Annotated in this window: 19 protein-coding genes and 1 tRNA gene; 8 read left to right on the top strand and 12 right to left on the bottom strand. The window is 44.9% G+C overall.

The window, feature by feature from the left end; translation table 11 throughout:
* Nucleotides 1-1278: 1278 nt before the first annotated feature.
* Both AC060N_RS00515 and dnaG read right to left on the bottom strand, forming a co-directional pair.
* Nucleotides 1279-2307, bottom strand: coding sequence for an NAD-dependent epimerase/dehydratase family protein (locus tag AC060N_RS00515; RefSeq protein WP_479525438.1), 1029 nt, complete (start codon nucleotides 2305-2307; stop codon nucleotides 1279-1281).
* 82 nt (nucleotides 2308-2389) lie between these two features.
* Nucleotides 2390-4354, bottom strand: a complete 1965-nt coding sequence (gene dnaG / locus AC060N_RS00510; RefSeq protein WP_479525437.1) for a DNA primase — start codon at nucleotides 4352-4354, stop codon at nucleotides 2390-2392.
* A gap of 269 nt (nucleotides 4355-4623) precedes the next feature.
* Here dnaG and AC060N_RS00505 point away from each other — a divergent pair, with 269 nt between their 5' ends.
* Entirely contained in the window at nucleotides 4624-5034 is a 411-nt protein-coding gene (locus tag AC060N_RS00505; RefSeq protein WP_479525436.1) for an RNA recognition motif domain-containing protein, read from the top strand.
* Between the two features lie 27 nt (nucleotides 5035-5061).
* On the opposite strand, the gene AC060N_RS00500 is transcribed toward AC060N_RS00505, so the two are convergent.
* The gene (locus tag AC060N_RS00500) at nucleotides 5062-5811 is read right to left on the bottom strand and encodes a YkgJ family cysteine cluster protein (RefSeq protein WP_479525435.1); all 750 of its coding nucleotides are present in this window, start codon (nucleotides 5809-5811) and stop codon (nucleotides 5062-5064) included.
* Between the two features lie 113 nt (nucleotides 5812-5924).
* Between AC060N_RS00500 and AC060N_RS00495 the strand changes: the two genes are divergently transcribed.
* The 3 genes from AC060N_RS00495 to AC060N_RS00485 all read left to right on the top strand — a co-directional run bounded on the left by AC060N_RS00495 (nucleotide 5925) and on the right by AC060N_RS00485 (nucleotide 7903).
* Nucleotides 5925-6605, top strand: coding sequence for an SIR2 family NAD-dependent protein deacylase (locus tag AC060N_RS00495; RefSeq protein WP_479525434.1), 681 nt, complete (start codon nucleotides 5925-5927; stop codon nucleotides 6603-6605).
* 31 nt (nucleotides 6606-6636) lie between these two features.
* Complete coding sequence (locus AC060N_RS00490) at nucleotides 6637-7245, top strand: outer membrane beta-barrel protein (protein ID WP_463237372.1); 609 nt, start codon at nucleotides 6637-6639, stop codon at nucleotides 7243-7245.
* 82 nt (nucleotides 7246-7327) lie between these two features.
* A complete protein-coding gene (locus AC060N_RS00485) occupies nucleotides 7328-7903 on the top strand; it encodes a UbiX family flavin prenyltransferase (RefSeq protein ID WP_479525433.1) in 576 nt (191 codons plus the stop codon).
* Here AC060N_RS00485 and AC060N_RS00480 read toward each other — a convergent pair.
* A complete protein-coding gene (locus AC060N_RS00480) occupies nucleotides 7900-8583 on the bottom strand; it encodes a ComF family protein (RefSeq protein WP_479525432.1) in 684 nt (227 codons plus the stop codon). The two genes, AC060N_RS00485 and AC060N_RS00480, sit on opposite strands and share 4 nt — an antisense overlap.
* Before the next feature lie 467 nt (nucleotides 8584-9050).
* A complete protein-coding gene (locus AC060N_RS00475; RefSeq protein WP_479525431.1) occupies nucleotides 9051-9656 on the bottom strand; it encodes a riboflavin synthase in 606 nt (201 codons plus the stop codon).
* 104 nt (nucleotides 9657-9760) lie between these two features.
* Here AC060N_RS00475 and AC060N_RS00470 point away from each other — a divergent pair, with 104 nt between their 5' ends.
* From AC060N_RS00470 to AC060N_RS00460, 3 genes are all read left to right on the top strand, one after another.
* Nucleotides 9761-10168, top strand: coding sequence for an OsmC family protein (locus AC060N_RS00470; RefSeq protein ID WP_479525430.1), 408 nt, complete (start codon nucleotides 9761-9763; stop codon nucleotides 10166-10168).
* A gap of 85 nt (nucleotides 10169-10253) precedes the next feature.
* On the top strand, nucleotides 10254-10679 hold the full coding sequence (locus AC060N_RS00465) for a pyridoxamine 5'-phosphate oxidase family protein (RefSeq protein WP_479525429.1): 426 nt from the start codon (nucleotides 10254-10256) through the stop codon (nucleotides 10677-10679).
* Nucleotides 10680-10708: 29 nt separating this feature from the next.
* The gene (locus AC060N_RS00460; RefSeq protein WP_479525428.1) at nucleotides 10709-12838 is read left to right on the top strand and encodes a TonB-dependent receptor; all 2130 of its coding nucleotides are present in this window, start codon (nucleotides 10709-10711) and stop codon (nucleotides 12836-12838) included.
* 78 nt (nucleotides 12839-12916) lie between these two features.
* Here AC060N_RS00460 and AC060N_RS00455 read toward each other — a convergent pair whose 3' ends face one another.
* The 6 genes from AC060N_RS00455 to AC060N_RS00430 form a co-directional block, all read right to left on the bottom strand.
* Nucleotides 12917-13894, bottom strand: a complete 978-nt coding sequence (locus AC060N_RS00455; RefSeq protein WP_106541060.1) for an ROK family protein — start codon at nucleotides 13892-13894, stop codon at nucleotides 12917-12919.
* Between the two features lie 89 nt (nucleotides 13895-13983).
* Nucleotides 13984-15342 carry an MFS transporter gene (locus AC060N_RS00450; RefSeq protein ID WP_463229092.1) on the bottom strand — a complete coding sequence of 453 codons (1359 nt, stop codon included), beginning with the start codon at nucleotides 15340-15342 and terminating at the stop codon, nucleotides 13984-13986.
* Between the two features lie 312 nt (nucleotides 15343-15654).
* Nucleotides 15655-15729 (bottom strand) — tRNA-Val (locus AC060N_RS00445).
* 102 nt (nucleotides 15730-15831) lie between these two features.
* The gene (locus tag AC060N_RS00440; RefSeq protein ID WP_479525427.1) at nucleotides 15832-17124 is read right to left on the bottom strand and encodes an NCS2 family permease; all 1293 of its coding nucleotides are present in this window, start codon (nucleotides 17122-17124) and stop codon (nucleotides 15832-15834) included.
* Between the two features lie 26 nt (nucleotides 17125-17150).
* Entirely contained in the window at nucleotides 17151-17831 is a 681-nt protein-coding gene (locus AC060N_RS00435; protein WP_106541057.1) for a DUF5020 family protein, read from the bottom strand.
* Nucleotides 17832-18130: 299 nt separating this feature from the next.
* Nucleotides 18131-18796 carry a DUF2461 domain-containing protein gene (locus tag AC060N_RS00430; RefSeq protein WP_463229086.1) on the bottom strand — a complete coding sequence of 222 codons (666 nt, stop codon included), beginning with the start codon at nucleotides 18794-18796 and terminating at the stop codon, nucleotides 18131-18133.
* Between the two features lie 105 nt (nucleotides 18797-18901).
* Here AC060N_RS00430 and AC060N_RS00425 point away from each other — a divergent pair, with 105 nt between their 5' ends.
* The gene (locus AC060N_RS00425; RefSeq protein ID WP_463229084.1) at nucleotides 18902-19603 is read left to right on the top strand and encodes a 2-C-methyl-D-erythritol 4-phosphate cytidylyltransferase; all 702 of its coding nucleotides are present in this window, start codon (nucleotides 18902-18904) and stop codon (nucleotides 19601-19603) included.
* Here the strand turns inward: AC060N_RS00425 and AC060N_RS00420 are convergent, their stop codons facing one another.
* Nucleotides 19604-20929: a peptidylprolyl isomerase gene (locus AC060N_RS00420; protein WP_479525426.1), complete on the bottom strand. Its 1326-nt coding sequence runs from the start codon at nucleotides 20927-20929 to the stop codon at nucleotides 19604-19606.
* Nucleotides 20930-20936 lie beyond the last annotated feature (7 nt).

The raw sequence follows: 20936 nt of genomic DNA, 5'->3' as shown, positions 1-20936 counted from the left end.
TTAATCAAGTTTTGCTTTTGAAAAGTCTGCAACACTAAGTCCGGGCATCCGGATTTAGTGTTTGTTTTTACAAAGGCAAATGGGTTTTCCGCTTCGCATTTTGAAGCAAATATTTTCGACTAACCAATGCCCATATATGGTGGATCCGGAGGGAAAAAATCAAGTTGCCTCACAGCAACTTGAGCCAATCAACCAGCATTAAAACGGATTCGCACATAAAAAGAGCCGGTTCCTGCAAAGGTAACCGGCTCTTTCATCAACTAACCTAACCAAACTAACTTAAAGATTCCTATGAAAAAACTTGCTTTTCCTTAGGACCAAAGGTGAAACAATATTCTGTTAAGTGCTTAAAACGGATACTAAGAAAAGTTAAAGGAGAAGGATACGGTGGATGATTGCTGTGCAGGCCGACTCACAAAAAATTTATTTGACCGAAATGTGAAGACAAAAAAAAGAGTCGGGCTGGGAACCCGACTCTTAATAAACTAACCTAACCTAACTAAACCAAACTAACCTAACTTAAAGATTCCTATGAAAAAAACTTGCTTTTCCTGTTAACAAAGGTGCCCGTTTTTTCTGTTAACCCGTCCAAACAGGTATTAAAGAAAGTTAAACCTTATAGTAAATAGAAAGAATCTTTCGGACGAAGACAGGCTTGCACTAAAATGAGCTCAGGAAATATGACAACATAAAAAAGTCGGGCTGGGAACCCGACTCTTAATAAACTAACCTAACCTAACTAAACCAAACTAACCTAACTTAAAGATTCCTATGAAAAAAACTTGCTTTTCCTGTTGACAAAGGTGCCCGTTTTTTCTGTTAACCCGTCCAAACAGGTATTAAAGAAAGTTAAACCTTATAGTAAATAGAAAATCATTCGGGAAGACAGCCATTGCACTGAAATGAGCTCAGAAATATGAGGACACAAAAAAGTCGGGCTGGGAACCCGACTTCTTAATAACCTAACCTAACTAAACCAAACTAACCTAACTTAAAGATTCCTATGAAAAAACTTGCTTTTCCTGTTAACAAAGGTGTCCGTTTTTTCTGTTAACCCGTTTAAACAGGTATTAAAGAAAGTTAAACCTCGCTTTAGACCATAAAAAAGCCGGGCTGGGAACCCGGCTTTGTAAAACCTAACTGACTAAACCAACTAACTCTAACATATCAATGAAAAACTTGCTCTTCCTTAAGAACAAAGGTGTAACAATATTACGTTAAGTAAATTCAACGCTACTTAAATATCGTTAATGCAAGTCTACGGTAGTTGTAATTGGATTAGCGATGCTCTTTCAGAAAAATTTTCGATACCCTGGCTACGCTTTCTTCCACTGCAGTGTACTGAAACGGAACAACCCGGGTGATACGGGAACCGTCATAGTGACTCATCTCGTTGGAACTACTGACGCTATCGCGAGTGATGGCAGGCCTGGAAGAACTAAACCAGGATACAAACAGAGCGACGCGCCAGCCAATTGCCAAAACCCATTTTCCAGCCGGAATAACAGGTCGCTTTCTTCCCAGATTGTCAGCAACCAGGTTAAAGAATTCGCGAAACCTGACATTTCGGGCTACCAACACATATCGTTCGTTTTTTGCCGACTCCCACTGCGACTGATCAATCATCGAAACAACTGCCTCAACGACATCGAGAACATCGACAAAACCAGTGCCCCCGTTCGTATAAAACAGGAAGCCGTTCCAAATGGTCTTAAAAAGCTGAGGACTTCCGTTGTCCCAGTTTCCCGGACCGATAATCACTCCGGGATTCACAATCAGCACCTCCATGCCTTCATGCATTCCCCGCCAAACTTCCATCTCGGAAAGGAATTTACTCATGCCATAGGCAGTCCGTTTCCGGCTGTTATTCCAAACGTGCTCTTCGGAAGCAGGTACTCCTTCGGGCGGATTTCCCAAAGCTGAAGTAGAACTTACATGGCAAAAGCGAGTGATTCCGGCTTCCTTTGCCAAATCAATCAGATTGGCTGTTCCCTCAACGTTGCTATGAATCATCGCATTGCGATCCCCGCGGTTAAACGAAACGATTGCTGCTGCATGGATAATAAAATCGACACCAACAAGATGCTCTTTTATCGAATCACGATCGAGCAAGTCACCGTCAACCCACTCAATCTTTGCCAAAAGTTGTCTGGCCTCTTCTTCGGAACTATAGTAAGAAAATATTTTTTGTATCTGGTTCAGGTTGCTGGTCTCTCGTTTCAAGGCTCTTACCTGATAGCCGTCTTTTGTGAGGCGATGGAGCAGATGAGCCCCCAGCATTCCGGTCCCGCCGGTTACATATATCATTAACTAATTCTTTTGATTAAAAGGAAACAAACCACAAAGATGATATGTGGTTTTGAGATAACCAATCAGTATCTGTTTGGGTTTAAAAATTAATAGTCCTTTTGCCAAGTTTATCCGACAACTCCTTTTCTACCGATTTGAGATTCTGAATATTCCTCTGCAAATCGACAATTCGATCAAAATCGTCACCTTTAGCTGCCTCTTTCATCTCGTCGATGGCTTGGTTGATGAGAAATCGGACCATCCGGAGTTTATACTCCTGTAACAACCGGGGCACCAGCATGTACAAGATATCGTGCTCCTCTTCGACATAACTTCCCTGCTTTTTCCAGAACTGACTTTCGGTATATTTTTCCGACAAGATATTGGAGCAAAGCTGACTAACCGACGAATCGGGATGCTGAACAAAGTAACGCAGCGGGTCGAAGCCTTCTTCACCGAAATGCTGATCACATTCCTGGAAAACCTGGCGAATCACCGGGTCAACCGATTCAATGCCGTCCGCATCCAGTTCCGAGATGAAATAGTCGGCGACGGTAATTACTTCGGTTTCACCTTCATCGTTTTCCACCTCGAAAAGCTTCTGATCGCCATACTTCAACATCATTCGAAGCACTTCCCGCTCTTCTATAGCACACGGATTACTGACCGGCCCAGCCTCTTTCTTAGCTTCAACGACGGGGGCTTCCACAACATTTTCCGGGCGTATTCTAACCCGCTGCTCCCTGCGGAACATTTCGTCATCGCGTTTGCGCTTCAGCTTCCGTAACTCTTCGTACAAAACCTCTTCCCTGACGTTCATTAAACGGCTGCACTCTTTCAGGTATTCCGCCCGTACGATTCCATCCGGGATAACCGAAACCGAACGTACAATGTCCGTGGTCAGCCGCGCACGCGTTATCGGGTCGTTTTCGGTACCTTCCAGCAACAGCTGCGTTTTGAACTTGATAAAATCGGTTTCGTTTTTGGTGATGTATTCCTGCAACTCAGAAGAGCCCATCGAACGTGAAAACGAATCGGGATCTTCGCCTTCCGGAAGCGGAAGCACTTTAACGTTCACCCCTTCTTCCAACACCAAATCAATTCCCCGCAGAGATGCTTTGATACCTGCCTGGTCGCCATCGTAAATAATGGTGATGTTATTGGTAAACCGGCGAATCAATCTGATTTGGTCACTTGTCAGCGACGTACCCGACGATGCCACCACGTTTTCAATGCCCGACTGATGCATGGCAATTACGTCAGTGTAACCTTCTACCAGGTAGCACTTATCGTTTTGAATAATACTGCGTTTTGCCTGGAAAATCCCGTATAGAACTCGGCTTTTGTGATAAATATCCGATTCAGGCGAATTGAGGTATTTCGCAATTTTCTTATCCTGCGAAAGCGTTCGGCCACCAAAGGCAATTACCCGCCCCGAAACACCATGAATAGGGAACATGACACGGCCGCTGAACCGGTCGCGAATCCAATCTTCGCGTTTAATGGTGAGTCCGGTCTTTTCCAGGAACTTCATCTCGTACCCCGCTTTCAACGCTTCCTGGGTAAAAACATCATTCCCGGAAGGGCAGTATCCCAACTCGAATTTCCGGACCATGTCGTCGCGTAATCCGCGTTCGCGGAAATAGCCCAGTGCAGCAATCCGGCCCTCATTACTGTCCCAAAGCTGGCTGGTAAAATATTTCTGTGCAAACGAGGTGACAATCATCTGGCTCTCGCGATCGTTACGGGCCTGAATATCTTCGGGCGTTTCTTCCCGTTCATTTACCTCGATATTGTATTTTTTCGCCAACCACTTCAGGGCCTCCACATACGAGAGGTGCTCATGCTCCATCACAAAGTTGACGACACTTCCTCCTTTTCCGCAACCAAAGCATTTATAAATTCCTTTGGAAGGCGACACATTAAACGAAGGAGTTTTCTCGTTATGGAACGGGCACAAACCGATGAAATTGGTTCCCCGCCGTTTGAGTGTGACAAAATCACCAACGACGTCCACAATCTCGGAACTGTCCAGTATGCGTTGTATTGTACCCTGATCAATCATGAAGCAAAAGTAATGAAAATTGACAGATCCTATTGGCAGCTTGTCCTTGTATCCGGTTGATTTGAAAATTATTCTATAGGTTTGTTAATTAACACTTAATTGAAAAAATCTTTACCAAAGGTTGGTATCAATCTGAAATTTTTAGGTTACTTTTGACTTATAGATTAGAAATAAGTTCTGTGAGCCGATTAAAAAAACACTTGCTTTGCTTGTCTCTCTTCTAACCGCGTTCATTACCCCTTTTATTTATTTAATAATTTTTATTTATCATGAACATTTTTGTAGCAAAGCTGAGCTCCGAGACTACAAGCGAAGACCTTGAGAATCTTTTTGCACACTATGGCGAAGTTGCTTACGCCAAAATTATCTTCGACCGGGAAACCGGGAACTCCAAAAGATATGGATTTGTTGAAATGCCTAATGAACCGGAAGCTTATGAAGCAATCAGTGAACTGAACGAATCAGAGCTTCAGGGCAGCACAATTGTCGTTAAGAAATCAGCGCCCCGCGAAGGCGGCGGGCGTGACGATCGCGGTGGCTTCCGTCGTGAAGGAGGCAACCGTGGTGGTGGCGGTGGCTATCGTCGTGAAGGAGGTTACCGTCGCGAGGGTGGAAACAGAGATTTTAACCGGGATGGTGGAAACAGAGATTTCAACCGTCGCTCCGATAGAAGGTACTAAAAAAGAGAGCGGGCAATGCCCGCTTTTTTATGCTTTTTCTCTTAGCCGAACAATTTCCTCAACTTGTTCGTGACCTTCGCCAAAATCGTCGGAACCCGATAACCAGTCATTCCCCTTATCGGGATTCTCCAACAGTACTCTGAGAATTTTTTCCAGTCGGTTTTCGTGTACAGCAATCCCTTTTTCTTTCAGGTATTGAATTAATCCACTATTCATCATTCGCCCTGCATGCAGCGGAAAATCGAATAACTCGGGGTATGCATCCGGTTTTTCTGGATGGTAAAATTCCTGAAGACAGCTATTCAGACTAGAGGACAAATAGATTCGGCACGCCATTGGCCGAACCGGATAAATGCTGCAACTCCCGTCCTGGAGTAACGGACACGGAATTTTTGCCTGCAAAGCCTTCTCAGCCACTAAGCCTTTTACTTTCTCATCCTTGTCCACAGTTCGACCCAGAATCGATTTCTTGGTTTCATCATCGAAATTCGTCCCGATATAGTCAGCGATTAACAGCATCTCTGCCGGCATCACCAACACCTGCTGATGACAACACCACGAACATCCCCGCCGGCAATCGACATGGCTACCGCTTGATTCGACTCTATGTTGAAAAGCTTCCAACAGGCTATCGATAACGCTATACTGCGTTTTTAAATGCGCCATAAGCGAGTCCCTGGTCAAATTATCTTCCAGATTACTCGCCGCCAAACGGTATCCATCGGCAAAAAAAGCCTGGTCAATTTCGGCATACGGATCATGGTTTTCCCGCGTCATACAGTAAAAATTAGAACAACAACAAGATATCGAATTATTGAATCCATATAATGGTTTCACGCATTCTTCGTATATTTTCATACGAACATTTAACCTAAAGAGTTATCGGGCCAATGAAACGACTGGTAGTACTATCCGGTGCCGGCATTTCAGCCGAAAGCGGTCTTAAGACTTTCCGCGACATGGGAGGTTTATGGGAGCAGTACGATGTGACCGAAGTGGCAAGCCCGGAAGCCTGGCGACGAAATCCAGAACTGGTCCTCCGTTTTTATAACGAACGCCGGAAACAGCTTTTCGAGTGCGAGCCTAACGCGGGTCATATAGGTCTGGCCCAATTGCAGGATGACTACGATGTTCGGATTATTACGCAAAATGTCGACGATTTGCATGAACGAGCCGGCTCGCGAAATGTGCTTCATTTGCATGGCGAACTGAAGAAAGCACGCAGCACCGTTGATGAATCTCTGGTATATGAGCTAGACAACTGGGAACTGAAGCCCGGAGATTACTGTGAAAAAGGAAGTCAGCTGCGCCCTCACGTGGTATGGTTTGGCGAACCGGTTACCGCCATCCCCGATGCTGTTACATTGGTTGAATCGGCAGATATCATGGTAATTGTCGGCACTTCATTGAATGTTTACCCGGCGGCAGGACTACTGAATTATACACGAGAAAATGTGCCGGTTTTTCTAATCGATCCGAATCCGCCATTCCAGGTCTCACCGGAAGTACACATTATAGCAATGAAAGCGGGCGCCGGCGTCACCGAGTTAAAAAGAATATTAAAACAATAGGTCTGCAATAGACAGACAATTAATCCGATAAATGAAAAAACTATTCATTATTCTTCTGTTTCTGCTACCAGCGTCGCTCTATGCGCAGAAATTTTATGGCGGTCTACAGGGAGGACTCAATGCCACACAGGTGGAAGGTGATTTATCTTCCGGCTTTAACAAAGTCGGAATTGTTGCTGGCGGATGGGTACAAATCGACCTGGCTCCGAAACTCTGGAGCGGATTGGAATTAAAGTACACCCAGAAAGGGAGCAGAATGAATCCCAATCCGAAAACAGGTGAATTGCGGAAATACGTGATGCGCCTCGGCTACATGGAGATGCCCGTAACCATCGGCTATCGGGCTGAAGACTGGCTTTCGGTACTAGCCGGAGTGTCATACAACCGGTTAGTTAATTCCCGCGAATTCGATAATTACGGAGATTTGCCGCCACAGGAAACATTACCATTTAAAGACAACACGTGGGACGTAATGGCAGGTGGTCGCTTCAATGTTCTGCCGAAACTCCAGGTCGATATCCGTTACGCTATTTCACTAACTCCGATTAGGAATCTACCTGGACAATCAATTGTTTACATACGCGACGACCAATACAGCCGGGCCATTACGACTACGTTGTTTTATCAAATTGATTGGTAACTTTGGCAAGAAACTTTTATCCCCGTCTTTCGTTTCTTCTGTATAGACTTTCCCGGATGACCGGAAGAGAAGAATTGGTATCATGAGAAAAAAACTGGTGGTTGCCGTTACCGGAGCAAGCGGCTCGATTTATGCAGCAACATTGCTGAAAAAGCTGGAAAGCATTAAGGATCAAATTGAATCCTGTGGTGTGGTGATGTCAACCAATGCCCGCGACATCTGGTCCTATGAACTGAATAGCGAACCGCCCGTTCTGGAATATCCTTTCCTCGAATACAAGAAAAGTGACTTCTATGCGCCCTTTGCCTCCGGCTCAGCAGGTTACCATGCCATGCTGGTAGTGCCCTGTTCGATGGGAACAATGGGGAGAATTGCCGCAGGTGTTTCAGACGATTTGGTTACCCGCGCAGCCGATGTAATGTTGAAAGAGCGCAAAAAACTGATTCTCGTTCCCCGGGAAACACCATACAGCCTTATTCATTTGCAGAATATGACCAGACTTACTGAAGCCGGAGCGATTATTTGTCCCGCCAGTCCTTCGTTTTACAGTCGCCCCGAAACGCTGGAAGAAGCAGCCGCGACAGTCATCAACCGGGTTATCGACCTGGCTGGACTCCACCTTGACAGTTACCGCTGGCCGGGAGATTCGGGCCATTAAGCACACGCCAGGGTTGCAATACTCACTTTCACACCCGGAATTTTCAACAGTGGTGCACAACAAGCTTCGAGGGTAGCGCCTGTCGTTACTACATCGTCGACTACCAGCACATGCAGATTTCCAAGTTTTTCCGGTTTCGTAACCTGAAAAATACCTTCCACATTCTCCCAACGGTTGTAACGGCTCTTCCGCGTTTGTGATGAAGTATGGACGTTACGAATCAACGCATCGCTGATAACCGGAATATTCATCACCTCACTAATACCATTGGCAATGTACTCGCTCTGGTTATACCCGCGTTTCTTTTGTTTTCTTGGATGCAGCGGAACCGGAATAACCGCGTCCAATGTTTCGAACATCGAACTGGAGAATAATTCAATTCCCAATTCTCTTCCCAGAACTTTTCCCACTCCCGGTTCGCGCCGGTACTTCATCCGGTGAAACATCTTTTGCAACCGGCTTCCCTTCTCGAAATAGCAAAGCGAAACAGCGTGCTCCAATGGAATGCGTCCCCAGAAAACCTGGGCCACTTTATTATCAGCGAACCGGGCAAATCCCGTCCGGGGCAGATCGGCGAGACAGCGGATACAAATTTCCTCTTCGCCATGGACCAAAGGTTCGCCACAGCCAGCGCATAATTGGGGAAAGAAAAGTGATATGAAATCGTTGACAAGAGACATAGCTTATCTTCCGATATTCAAGTTACTATTTTTCAGTCATATTATATATCTCTTTCACTCCCGAATTGATTCACTCAAGAAAACAGTCTTTTTATGTATGAACATGTGATGGTAAAGAAGAATATTTGATTCCGTTAATTAAACCGAATGGTATAAGACATTCAGTGGATTATGGAAAGGCAAAAACAGATATGAACGTAACAAATGTTAATAAAAAAATTTGGTTAGATCTCGTAGAACTACTACTTTGCAGCAGATTTTAAAAGCAGGCATTTTAAGGGCAAACTTTGTTATTCTTTTTCCATTTTCCCAATTCCCAGAAGAACATGTTGTCCTTAAATACACAAAAGGGGTTGCACGAGTTGCAACCTTTTTTTTGCCTAAGAATCAGAAAAATACTTTCACTTTGATCATAAAAAAAGGCCCGTATTTTACGGACCTTCCTTCTTTATTTCCTGTGAGCTCAGTTATTGATTATAGGTATTCAACCGGCTCAAATATTTTCCAATGATATCGAACTCGATATTCACAACAGAACCTGCTTCAAAAGTGTGGAAGTTGGTGTGTTCCTGAGTGTAAGGAATAATTGCCACCTGGAAACTATTGTCTTTTGCGTTTACAACCGTGAGACTGACACCGTTCACACAAACCGAGCCTTTTTCAACGGTCATGTATCCCTGGCGAGCTTTCTCGATATCGAAATCGTAAGTAAACGTGTAATACCAACTTCCGTCGGCTTCTTCCACTTTCTGGCAACTCGCCGTCTGGTCAACATGTCCCTGAACAATGTGTCCGTCCAGTCTTCCGTTGATTGGCATGCTGCGCTCCAGGTTGACCTTATCGCCAACTTTCAGCAACCCCAAATTCGACTTTTGGAGCGTCTCCTTGATAGCGGTAACCGTGTAGGTTTTATCGGTTCTTTTCACTACCGTGAGACAAACCCCGTTGTGCGAGAGACTTTGATCGATCTTCAGCTCGTTAACAAAGTCACACTCCAGTGTAAGGTGAACATTTTCCTGTTCTTTATCGATGGACACTACAGTGCCCATTCCTTCGACGATTCCTGAGAACATTTTCGCGTATCTTTAAAATTTCTACGAAGGTAATTATTTTTGAAGAGAGAAAAGAGGAACAAACGTTCCGTTACCGTAACCATAACACAATAAGATTCATTTGTATGCCAACCGTTAAGACAAAATACCTGGGAAACCTCAGAACGGAAAACGAACATCTCCAATCGGGATGCAAACTAATAACCGATGCGCCACTGGATAACCAGGGCCGTGGTGAAGCTTTCTCGCCAACCGATCTGGCAGCAACCGCGCTGGGCGATTGCATCATGACCATCATGGGAATTAAGGCTCGGGACAAAGGAATTGATTTGGAGGGAACTCAAATCGAGATTACCAAAATCATGGCTGCTAATCCACGTCGCATTGGTGAAATTCAGGTTACATTTCGTTTTCCTGATAAGCCTTACAGTGAAAAAGATAAAAAGTTACTCGAAGCAGTTTCAAAAACGTGTCCGGTAGCATTGAGCCTTCATCCCGACATCAAACAAAACATTCAGTTCATTTGGCCGTAAAGAAATTTATAACGCTTCAACATTAAAACCCAACCAAGTAGATTAACACTAGAATTTCTATTTTTGATAGCTGAAGACACGAAAAATGGAAAAACCCGACAAACGCATTCGCGATTTCATTAAGGAGCACCATGTCCTGACGCTGGCTACCAGCCAAAACGGACAACCGTGGTGTGCTAACTGTTTTTATGCTTATCACGAAGATGAGAATGTACTCATCTTTACTTCGGACGATGAAACCCGGCACATTCGGGAAGCATTAGCTAATCAACAGGTAGCAGCCTCCATCGTACTGGAAACAGGCGTTGTAGGAAAAATCAGGGGGCTACAAATTACCGGAAAACTGGAATTGCCCGAAGGCGAATTATCCGGCAAGGTGAAGAAACGCTATCTGAAGAAGTTTCCCTATGCCGCACTAATGGACACCAAATTATGGGTGTTGGTAATTGAGTCGATGAAAATGACGGATAACCGACTTGGATTCGGAAAGAAATTATACTGGCCATCTTAGTCACGTACAATAAATTAACTAACTAAATAATGAAAAAAATTTGCACTTTTCTTTTTTTATCCTTCATGCTATTCCCTGTTTATCAGGTATTGGGCCAAACCCTTGAGGGCCGAATCACCGATAGTCAAACCGGAGCGCCCTTGCAACAAGCTACCGTTAGCATCCGTGGAACCAGCATGGGCCGGATTGCCGGAAATGAAGGACAATATCAATTCGATCACCTAAAACCAGGTACTTACCAAATCAAAGTATCTTTTATTGGTTACGAGCCTACCGGGAAAACGGTCACGGTGAAAGCCGGCGAAACGACAAAGGCCGACTTTCAGCTGGTTTCGAAAATTTACCAACAAGAGCAGGTGCTCGTTACCGGAAACCAGGTGGCAACAACCCGTGAACTGGTTCCGCTTACAACCTCTGTTGTTAATGAAGCCGAAATTGAAAACAGTTCGCAAACCAACATTCTGCCTCTGCTGAGCGCCAAAGTTCCCGGCATGTTTGTCACTCAGCGCGGATACAGCGGTTTTGGCGTGGCCAGCGGTTCAGCGGGACAAATTACCATTCGCGGAGTTGGCCTCAACGGCGCGACCTCGGAAGTGTTGGTGATGATTGACGGTCAACCGCAGATGATGGGCTTAATGGGCCATCCATTTCCCGACAGCTACGTCAGTTCCGATCTGGAAAAGGTAGAAGTGATTCGCGGTCCGGGCTCGTTGCTTTACGGAACCAATGCCATGGGAGGTGTTATTAACCTCATCACCCGGAAGGAAGATAAAGAGGGCTTTTCGGGTCAGGTTCGCGGACAATATGGCTCGTTCAACACGGTAAAAGCGGCAGGTTCGGCTGGCTATCGCGGAAACGGACTGAATATTTTCGCGTCTTACAATTTCGATTCAACGGACGGTTCACGCGACAATTCCGATTTTAAAAACAATACGGCTTACCTGAAAACGGGATATCAGTTTAACGACCATCTTGATTTAGTTTGGGACGGAAGCTATGTCAATTTCACCGCTCACGATCCGGGACCGGTCAATGCATCCGATCTATCGATATATGCCAATAACGGCGCCTGGAACGATATTAAGCGGACGAACACAACGCTGACCCTATCGAACCATTACGACAAAGCTGACGGCAAGCTGAAGCTCTTCTTCAATCGCGGACATCACTTATTGTACGATGGGTGGAATTCAATTGATAAAAATTTTGGTGTCAACTTTTTTCAGGGCTTAAAACTAATCAACCACAACCTGATTGGAATTGGTATTGACTGGAATCGCTATGGCGGAAAAGGTTCCCCGGTGATGGTTCCCCAAATGAATCCCAACGGACCGCCAACGATGGTGCCATCGCCGTACAACGACAAATGGATTTGGATAAACGAAACAGGTATTTACTCTTTTGTTCAGCAAACTTTTTTCGGATGGCTGACAGCTAACGCCGGATTGCGCTACCAACACCACACAACGTTTGGCCATGAATGGATTCCGCAGTTTGCACTGACCTTCAAAACGACCGAAAACAGCGATGTTAAGCTGTTGGCATCGAAAGGATTTCGCAGCCCGAACGTACGGGAATTGTATCTGTTCCCGCCAGCCAATCCGAACCTGCAACCCGAAAGCATGTGGAACTATGAAATCGGCTACAACCAATCGTTGTTGAACAAGAAGTTGCAGTTGGAAGCTGATATTTATTATCTGAAAGGAAAAAATCTTATCCAGTTAGTACCTACTGGTTCTTTTCCTCCCGTCCGAAATGAAAACACCGGCGCATTTAAGCACTACGGCCTGGAATTGGACGCCAAATATTACGCATTGTCCAATTTAGCTTTCGACGCCAACTACAGTTACCTGCACATGGACACGCCAAAACTGGCATCACCTGAAAATCAGTTGTATTTTGGTGTAAATTACCTTTTCGGGAAATTCACCCTGAATACCAATATGCAATGGATTTCGGGACTTTACACGCTGGTGGAAGGAGATACGCGTGTCAGTCAGAATTACGTGGTGGTCAACGGAAAACTGAACTACAAAGTCAATAAATACCTTGATGTATATGTGTCGGGCGACAACCTGACCAGTGCGAACTACGAAATCAATTACGGTTACCCGATGCCGGGAACATCCGTCCTGGCCGGCGTGACTTTACGTTTCTGATTTAGAATAATTTTTCGCTATAAAACAAGAAAGGCTGTCCCAAACGGAACAGCCTTTTTTATATACAAGTATTCTCTTTTATTCCTTTTCCAGTTCTTTCCAAACCAATGCACTGGCACCAACAATGGCTGCAGAACCAGCTTTCAGTTTCGAAGGAAGAATCTCCACCTTGTTACGGAAAATAGGCAGCACATGTCTTTCCATACTTTCCTTGGTGGGTTTGAAAATCAGATCGCCGGCAGCAGTTGGCCCTCCAAACAGGAAGATGGCTTCCGGGCTCAGGTGACAAACCGTATCACCGAGTCCCTGACCGAGCAGTTCACCGGTAATTTCAAATGCTTCCAAGGCAACTTTATCACCTTTTTCAGCAGCTTCGAATACCTTCTTCGAGTCGAGTTCATCGAACGAATATTTCGTCAATTCACTGCCACCATTATATTTGGTCAACAGTTCAAATACGGTACGTTTGATACCAGGTGCTGAACAGTAAGCTTCGAGGTGACCTGCACCGCCGCAACCGCAAACACGTCCATGCGGAATAACAGTTGTGTGGCCTACTTCGCCGGCAAAACCGTCATGGCCATAAACCAAATCACCATTTACCACAATACCACTTCCCAAACCTGTACCGAGGGTAATCATCACGAAATTCTTCATGCCTTTGGCGCCTCCGTAAATCATTTCGCCCATAGCAGCTGCATTGGCATCGTTAGTTAACGCCAGCGCTTTCAGATGCGGAAAATTCTCTTTCAGCAAATCAACCAGTGGCACCACTCCTTTAAAAGCCAGGTTAGCTGCCTGCTCGATGGTTCCTTTATAGTAGTTTCCGTTAGGAGCACCAATACCGATACCCATCACTTCTGCATCAGCATTCAGCTTGTGAACAGAATCGATTAACTCGTTGATACTTTCGCTTAACGAAGCAACATATTTGCCGACATCACCATGGTTTGGTGTTGAGATGGAATCTTTTACCAGGACATCGCCATTTTCGTCAACCACACCCAGAACGGTATTGGTTCCGCCGATATCTATACCTATCGCAACTCTTTTCATGTGTTTTTATGTTTTTAAAAGAGGGAACAAGTCCCAAAGTAAAAGCTTTACGTTTGGGACCTGAATCCTATTGATATTCTTATTAGTGATTAACGAATCTTACTTCCCTTAACAGCATAAAAGAAGATGTACAGGTAACTGAATGCCGGTACAAAGAATGCCCAGGTATAACCGTAGCTATCGGCAATGGTTCCCATAATAAGAGGAAGAACAGCACCTCCGAAAATCAAACTGTTGATAATTCCGGAAGCCGTACTTTTCTCTGCATTATCGAGGTCTCTGACAGCCAGAGCGAAGATATTCGGGAACATGATGGAGTTAAAGAAACCGATGGAAACAATGGTCCAAAGAGAAACACTTCCTGTAGTAACCGCGGTTGTAATGGCCAAAATAGCAGCAACACCCGCAAAAACAGCCAGGGTACGGTTGGCGTTTCCTTTACCCAATTGCATAATGGCAAAGTTGATTACAGCAATCAACAGGAAGTAAGCACCATAGTTAAAGTTCCAGTCGGTAACAAAAGCACCTGAAACGAGTGCAAGAATCAGCACTCCGAAAATATAAGGCAACTTATTTCCTTTCATTTCTGAGAGCAGAATCGAACCGAAGAAACGGCCAATCATAGCACCTCCCCAGTAAATAGCAGCAAAACGCGAGGCAATTTCAGGAGTAATATTCAACCCCTGAAGAGATTGCAGATAGTTAACCAGCAATCCGGCGTTTCCTACTTCAGCACCTACGTAAAAGAAAATACCTAAAGCTCCCAATAATACGTGGGGATACTTCCAAACACTCTTCTTAACACGCTCCGGATTAGCCATCTCTTCGCTGTCAAGCAAAACAGGAAGCTTAATCGCCATAATGGCAATCGCAACCAGTGTAATAATAACTCCCATGATAATAAATGGCAGCTGAACGGTCTTTGCGGAAGCCGCAGCATCAAGCATATCGCCTGCGCCTTTGAAAATAGCTACGGAAATAATCCAGGGAGCAATCATGGTAGCGATGGAATTCAACGCCTGCGTCAGGTTTAGTCGTCCTGAAGCACTCGATTCCGGACCAAGAGCCGTTACATAAGGATTGGCAGCTGTTTGGAGAATAACCACTCCCGCAGCCAACACAAAAGTTGCAGTCAGGAACAATCCGAAAGACGGAATGGCTGCTGCCGGGAAAAACAGGAAGCTACCTATTGCCATTACAATAAGTCCGGCTACAACAGCTGTTTTGTACCCAATACGATTAATAAGATAGCCTGTGGGAATCGATAAAACCGGATAGGTAAGGAAGAATGCAGCAGTTAAAAGCTGGGCTTCAAATTCCGACAAGGTAAAAATCATCTTCACCTTGGCACTTAACGTGATGATGAAAGTAGTTGCGAAACCAAAAATGAAAAATATGGCTCCGAAAACGGACATTCCAAGTCCGTAATTAGCGTGCTTTTGTTCCATTATGCTTTGTTTTCAGTTAATGATTTGGTTTAGAATAAATCATTTCAAGTTTGAACAAATATAAAAATTAATCTGTCTTTCGTCATGAAAGATCTCAATCTTTACATGTGCGTCACTTGCGATTTTTAAAATTCCCAACCATTATTTTACCTTTTTATTCAGGGATACTGTTATTCAACCAATAAGTCTGTCTAATGAATTGGGCCGAATAACCGCTGTTTCACCTAAATATCTCTCAATGTTACTTAACTCTTTCGTGGTCGATTTCAGGATTCCGGGTAGTCAAATTGTTGTGGTAAGCTAAGAAAAGTGTGGGACGTACTGGATTCGAACCAGTGACTTCTACCCTGTCAAGGTAGCGCTCTAAACCAACTGAGCTAACGTCCCTTTGTGGTGAAGCCAAAAATAGAATATTTGACCGAATAAAAAAAGCCTTTCCAAAACTTGAAAAGGCCTTTTTTAGTAGTATATAACTGGAATAGATTCTGTCTAAACCAAAAACTTCAGAACGAATAAAACTGCCAGAACATACATAATGACACTAACATCTTTCATCTTACCCGACAAAACTTTGAGCAGTACATATGAAAGCATTCCGAAAACAATACCTTCGGCAATACTGTAGGTCAGCGGCATCATGACGATGGTCAGGAATGCCGGAATCGACTCGGTGTAATCATCAAAGTTGATTTTCAGAATTGGTGACATCATAAACGAACCGACCAAAATCAGGGCCGGAGCCGTAGCTGCACCCGGAACCATCAGGAAAAGCGGAGCCAGGAACAATGCCAGGAAGAACATTCCGGCAACCGTCAGCGATGTTAATCCGGTTTTTCCGCCTTCAGCCACGCCCGAAGCGCTTTCCACGTAAGTGGTAACTGTAGAAGTACCCAGCATGGCACCAAAAGTAGTTCCTACTGCGTCAGCAAACAGTGCTTGCTTTACACGGGGAACGCGTCCTTCCGAATCCAGCATGTTGGCTTTCGACGATACACCCACCAGGGTTCCAACCGTATCGAACATATCGACAAACAAGAAGGTGAAGAGAATGATCACCATATCGAGAGAGAAAACCTTGCTGAAATCGAATTTGAAAGCGATGGGAGCAATGGACGGCGGCAGACTTAATACATGTCCTTCGGGAAGATGAGTCACGCCCAGCGGAATACCCAAAATAGTCGAAGCAAAGATACCAATCAACAGGGCACCTTTCACCCGCAAAGCCAGCAATACCCCGGTGAGCAGCAAGCCAAAAAGGGTAACCAGCACGGTCGGTGAGCTCATATCGCCGAGACCAACCAAAGTGGCGTCATTATTTACAATCAAACCAGAGCCCTGCATTCCGATAAATGCGATAAACAAACCGATACCAGCTGAAACAGCATGCTTCAGGTTAATTGGGATGGCATTCACAATTAGCTCGCGAATATTAAATGCAGTTAGAATCAGGAAAATGATTCCTTCGATGAATACAGCAGTCAGTGCAAATTGCCAACTGAAGCCCATGCCCAGACAAACGGTAAAAGCAAAGAAAGCATTCAAGCCCATTCCCGGAGCCAAGGCAAAAGGCAGGTTCGCCAGGAGAGCCATTACCAACGTAGCAACGATTGAGGCAACAGCCGTTGCCGTGAAAAGCGCATTCTTATCCATTCCGGTTTCCGAAAGAATGGTCGGGTTCACCGCAAGGATATATGCCATTGTCATAAACGTGGTGATTCCGGCCACCACTTCGGTTTTCACCGATGTTTTGTTCTGTGTAAGTTTAAAAAGCTTTTCTAACATAACAGGTTATTTAACAATGTCCGGTATCAGAATGTCCATTTACCGGCAATGGTCGGATTCACCATAAATCCTTCATGTCCTCCAAAGTTAGTACTCAACTCAATTTCACTACCTACCGAGAAATTCTTGGTCACATTGTACCAAAACTGCGGTTCACTCAGGAAAACGAACTTGGTAGATTTATCAGCAAACATATTGTCCTCGCGCCAGAAATCCGCAAATCCATCCAATGTCAACTTGTTGTTGAAAAACTGGAGTGTCCACACGCCAGTAACCTGGAAAGAGTTTTTGTTCTTTCCGCGGATGGTTTTGTACATCAGCTGTAAAGTAAAAATCTTGGAATAATCAGCCGTGTTCCAGGTGTAGTTTCCACCGAAAAGCCAGGCATCGTTAATCTGGTAAGCACCACCCGGGGCATACTGTCCGAAACCACCGTTGTACTCTACATGGATTTCAAACGGATTATCCCAGAATTTGAGTCCGCGGGCAATTTCCCAGTAAGCCAAAGCCACCCCTTGCACATCGTTGGCTCCATAGTCCATATCGATGAAGAAGAAGGTACTACCATACTGGTCGGGTTTGAACATTTCAACCGTCGAAGTCAAATACTTGCGGTCTTTGCCCAGGTCATAATGCAGCTGAATGTCCTGAGCTTCCAAAGCCGTAAAGGCCATCAGAAAGGAAAGAGCAAAAAGGATCTTTTTCATGTGATATTAGTTCATTTTACGTCACATGCAACGAACCAACACATTGCCGACCATTAGGTTACAATGCTAATGGCTTGTTTCATGAAATGAGGGTTTATTACGATAATCGTTGCAAAACTAATGAAATATCCCTGCGACGATTTTAAAAAATATTAACAAATCCGCCGCGAAATTAACAATATTTACAAATTGACTTACAGATTAGTAGGTCAGAACGATAGTTTGTAATAAATCTACATTTCAAAGTTCTTTTGCTTCTCCCGCTTTCACTGACAAACCGTGAAGAATTTGGACTGACTTCAGGACTTCAGATGATCATCGATGGCCTGGTTCAGGAAATGATTCATCCGGGAAAGTACTCTGAAGGTTTCCAACACATTTTCCATCAACGAAGGCGATAGAATTTCCTCGTCACTCAGGTTTCGGCCATAAGCATATGATTTATTCCTCAGCAAATGAATGTATTCCCAGTCTTTCGGAAAATCGCGGGGTGCGGTTTTCAGTTTGTCATCGTATTCATCGGGGAGATATCGCTGAAATTCGGGGTCATCTTTTATTTCCATAAAGCCATTCGGATCGAGATAGATTTCCTGCCGGATGGCTTTCAACCGGTCGGATGGCGGCATATACACGCCTCCTCCCAGGAAAGAACTTCCCGGTTGCAAATGCAGATAATAACCGGCATAGCCTGATTTTCGTCCGCCGCGGGCAATAAAACTTCCGTAATTGTTTTTGTAGGGACGTTTATCGTTCGAAAACCGAACATCGCGGAAAATCCGGAACATACAATCTTTTGGAGCGAGTATTGGCACCTCCGGATCAAACGTCCTGATTTCATTATTCAGCAATTCAGTAAAAACCAAAAACTGGTTCCGGGTCGCTTCGTAACGAGCCCGATTTTCTTCAAACCATTCGCGGTTATTATTCTTTTCCAAGTCATTCAAAAAGTCAAGAATCTCTTTCATGATAAAATGCTTATGCAGTTTCACCAAATTTATTCGAAATCACCGTAAGGTTTGTAAAGGGAAGACTAAATTTGCAGGGAAAACCGAAATCAGACCTGAATCGCCATGAACAGAACCGACTCACATTCGACGACACGTTCCGCCATTATTGTTGCCGGCGGCAGTGGCTCGCGAATGAAAAGCGACCGACCGAAACAGTTTCTCGAATTATTAGGCAAACCTGTTCTGATGTACACACTCGAAGCTTTCCACCGGTTCGACTCATCCATGGAATTGATTGTAGTTCTTCCTGCCGAACAGATTCCTTTCTGGGAACAAATGTGTCTGAATCATCATTTTGTCCTTCGGCATCAGGTTGTTTCCGGAGGAGACACGCGTTTTCAGTCGGTAAAAAACGGTTTGTCGGCTTTGTCCGACTCCGATTTAGTTGCTATACACGACGGTGTTCGGCCGTTGGTCAGCCAAACCACCATCAACGATTGCTTCGCGGTAGCGGAAAAAAAAGGAGCTGCTATTCCGGTTCTGTCCGTTGTTGAATCGTTACGTGAAGGGACTATGGAAAAATCGGTTCCGGTTGACCGCAGCCGTTATTTTTCGGTGCAAACGCCACAAGTATTCCATTCGTCGACGTTGCTAAAAGCTTACGAACAAGCTTACGATCCGTTATTCACCGACGATGCTTCGGTAGCAGAAAGTGCTGGCTTTCGGGTTCATCTTGTGGAAGGAAATCGCGAAAACATCAAAATTACGCATCCGGTAGATTTGAGAATTGCCGAGTTTTTCCTTTCCCTACCGGGAAGAAAATAATCACTTCAGGATACGAATGCGCTTCACGCGAATATCTCGCAATGGCCGGTAATATTTGTCCACGCTCACGGTATCAATCCGGTCCGCCACATTCATTCCCGAAGTTACTTCACCAAAGATGGTATACTCACCATCCAGCGTTGGCGCTCCGCCAATGGTTTTGTAAACCTTTCGTTGTTCCGGCGAAAACTTGATGTGGTTCTCTTTTTCAATGTCATCCAGCTCGCTATCGGAGTACTTTCTTCCTACCACAATATAAAACTGGCTTCCGTCCGAACGCTTATAATTGTTTTGACTATCGGGAAGACGCGGAACGCCCACCATTCCACGGCGATGGAAATACTTAGGGTTGATGTTGGCGGGCAGTGTGTAACCCGGACCTTTCCAACCCACCATATCGTCGGGCTTGGCATGCCGCGTATCCGCCGCGCCCGTTTGAATCACGAATTTGGCAATGACCCGGTGCCACAGCAGCGAGTCGTAGTAATGCTCCCGGACCAGTTTAAGAAAATTGTCGCGGTAAAGCGGCATATTATTGAAAAGCTTGATGGTGATGTTACCATAATCGGTTTCCACCAACACCCCCTTGATTTTAGCATTGGCAGCACTCACGGCCGGGGGAACTTTCCCACCCAGACGCGAAAGTGGTTTTAACGGCTCAGTCTGCTTCTTTAATAGCTTCTCAACAAGTTCAGCCGGAATGGCCAGATAATCCTGATCGATGCCGGCGGAATAGAGGTTGCCAACCCCCAACACTTCACGGTTCTTAAGAAAAACCGGCCGTCCACAGGTCGATCCAAAAATCACGTTGGATATCCGGAAAACATGATTCCCCTGAATGGTCGATTCTTCAAGCATTTTTCCCGTGCCAACAGGAACTGTATTTCCCCTTATGGGACTAACCAAATAGGTCAGAGCCGCCTGTGGAACATGGCCTGTATATAATTTCAATCCGGGCCGGTGCAAATTTTTTATCTTCAGTAACACCAAATCATTGATTCGATCGACCGCCAGAAAGCCGGCTACCTCATAGGTCTTGTTTCCATCCAGCGGCTGCACGATGGCGCGATTCGAATTTCCAAAAAGCGAATAGAGACTAACAGCAACGCTATCGTTCAGGAAGAAACCCATTCCCTGTTCCAGGCGACGTTTCCCGTCGTAGGTAGTAACTGAAAAAATGGAGGGCAAAAATTTTCCGAATGAGACTTTCTCCGGCGCGTTCTTCTCGGTTTTTGCGCCCTTCTTTCCGGACGTATTGCCTTTTTTCCCTGAACCACCACAGGAAACCAATACCACCGCAAGCGTCAGAATTAACAGTTGTCTCATTCGTGCC

This window comes from Prolixibacter sp. DSM 2831 (assembly GCF_056493735.1).
The sequence above is the reverse complement of the archived record's forward strand: the minus strand, read 5'-3'. Positions and strand labels throughout refer to the sequence as shown.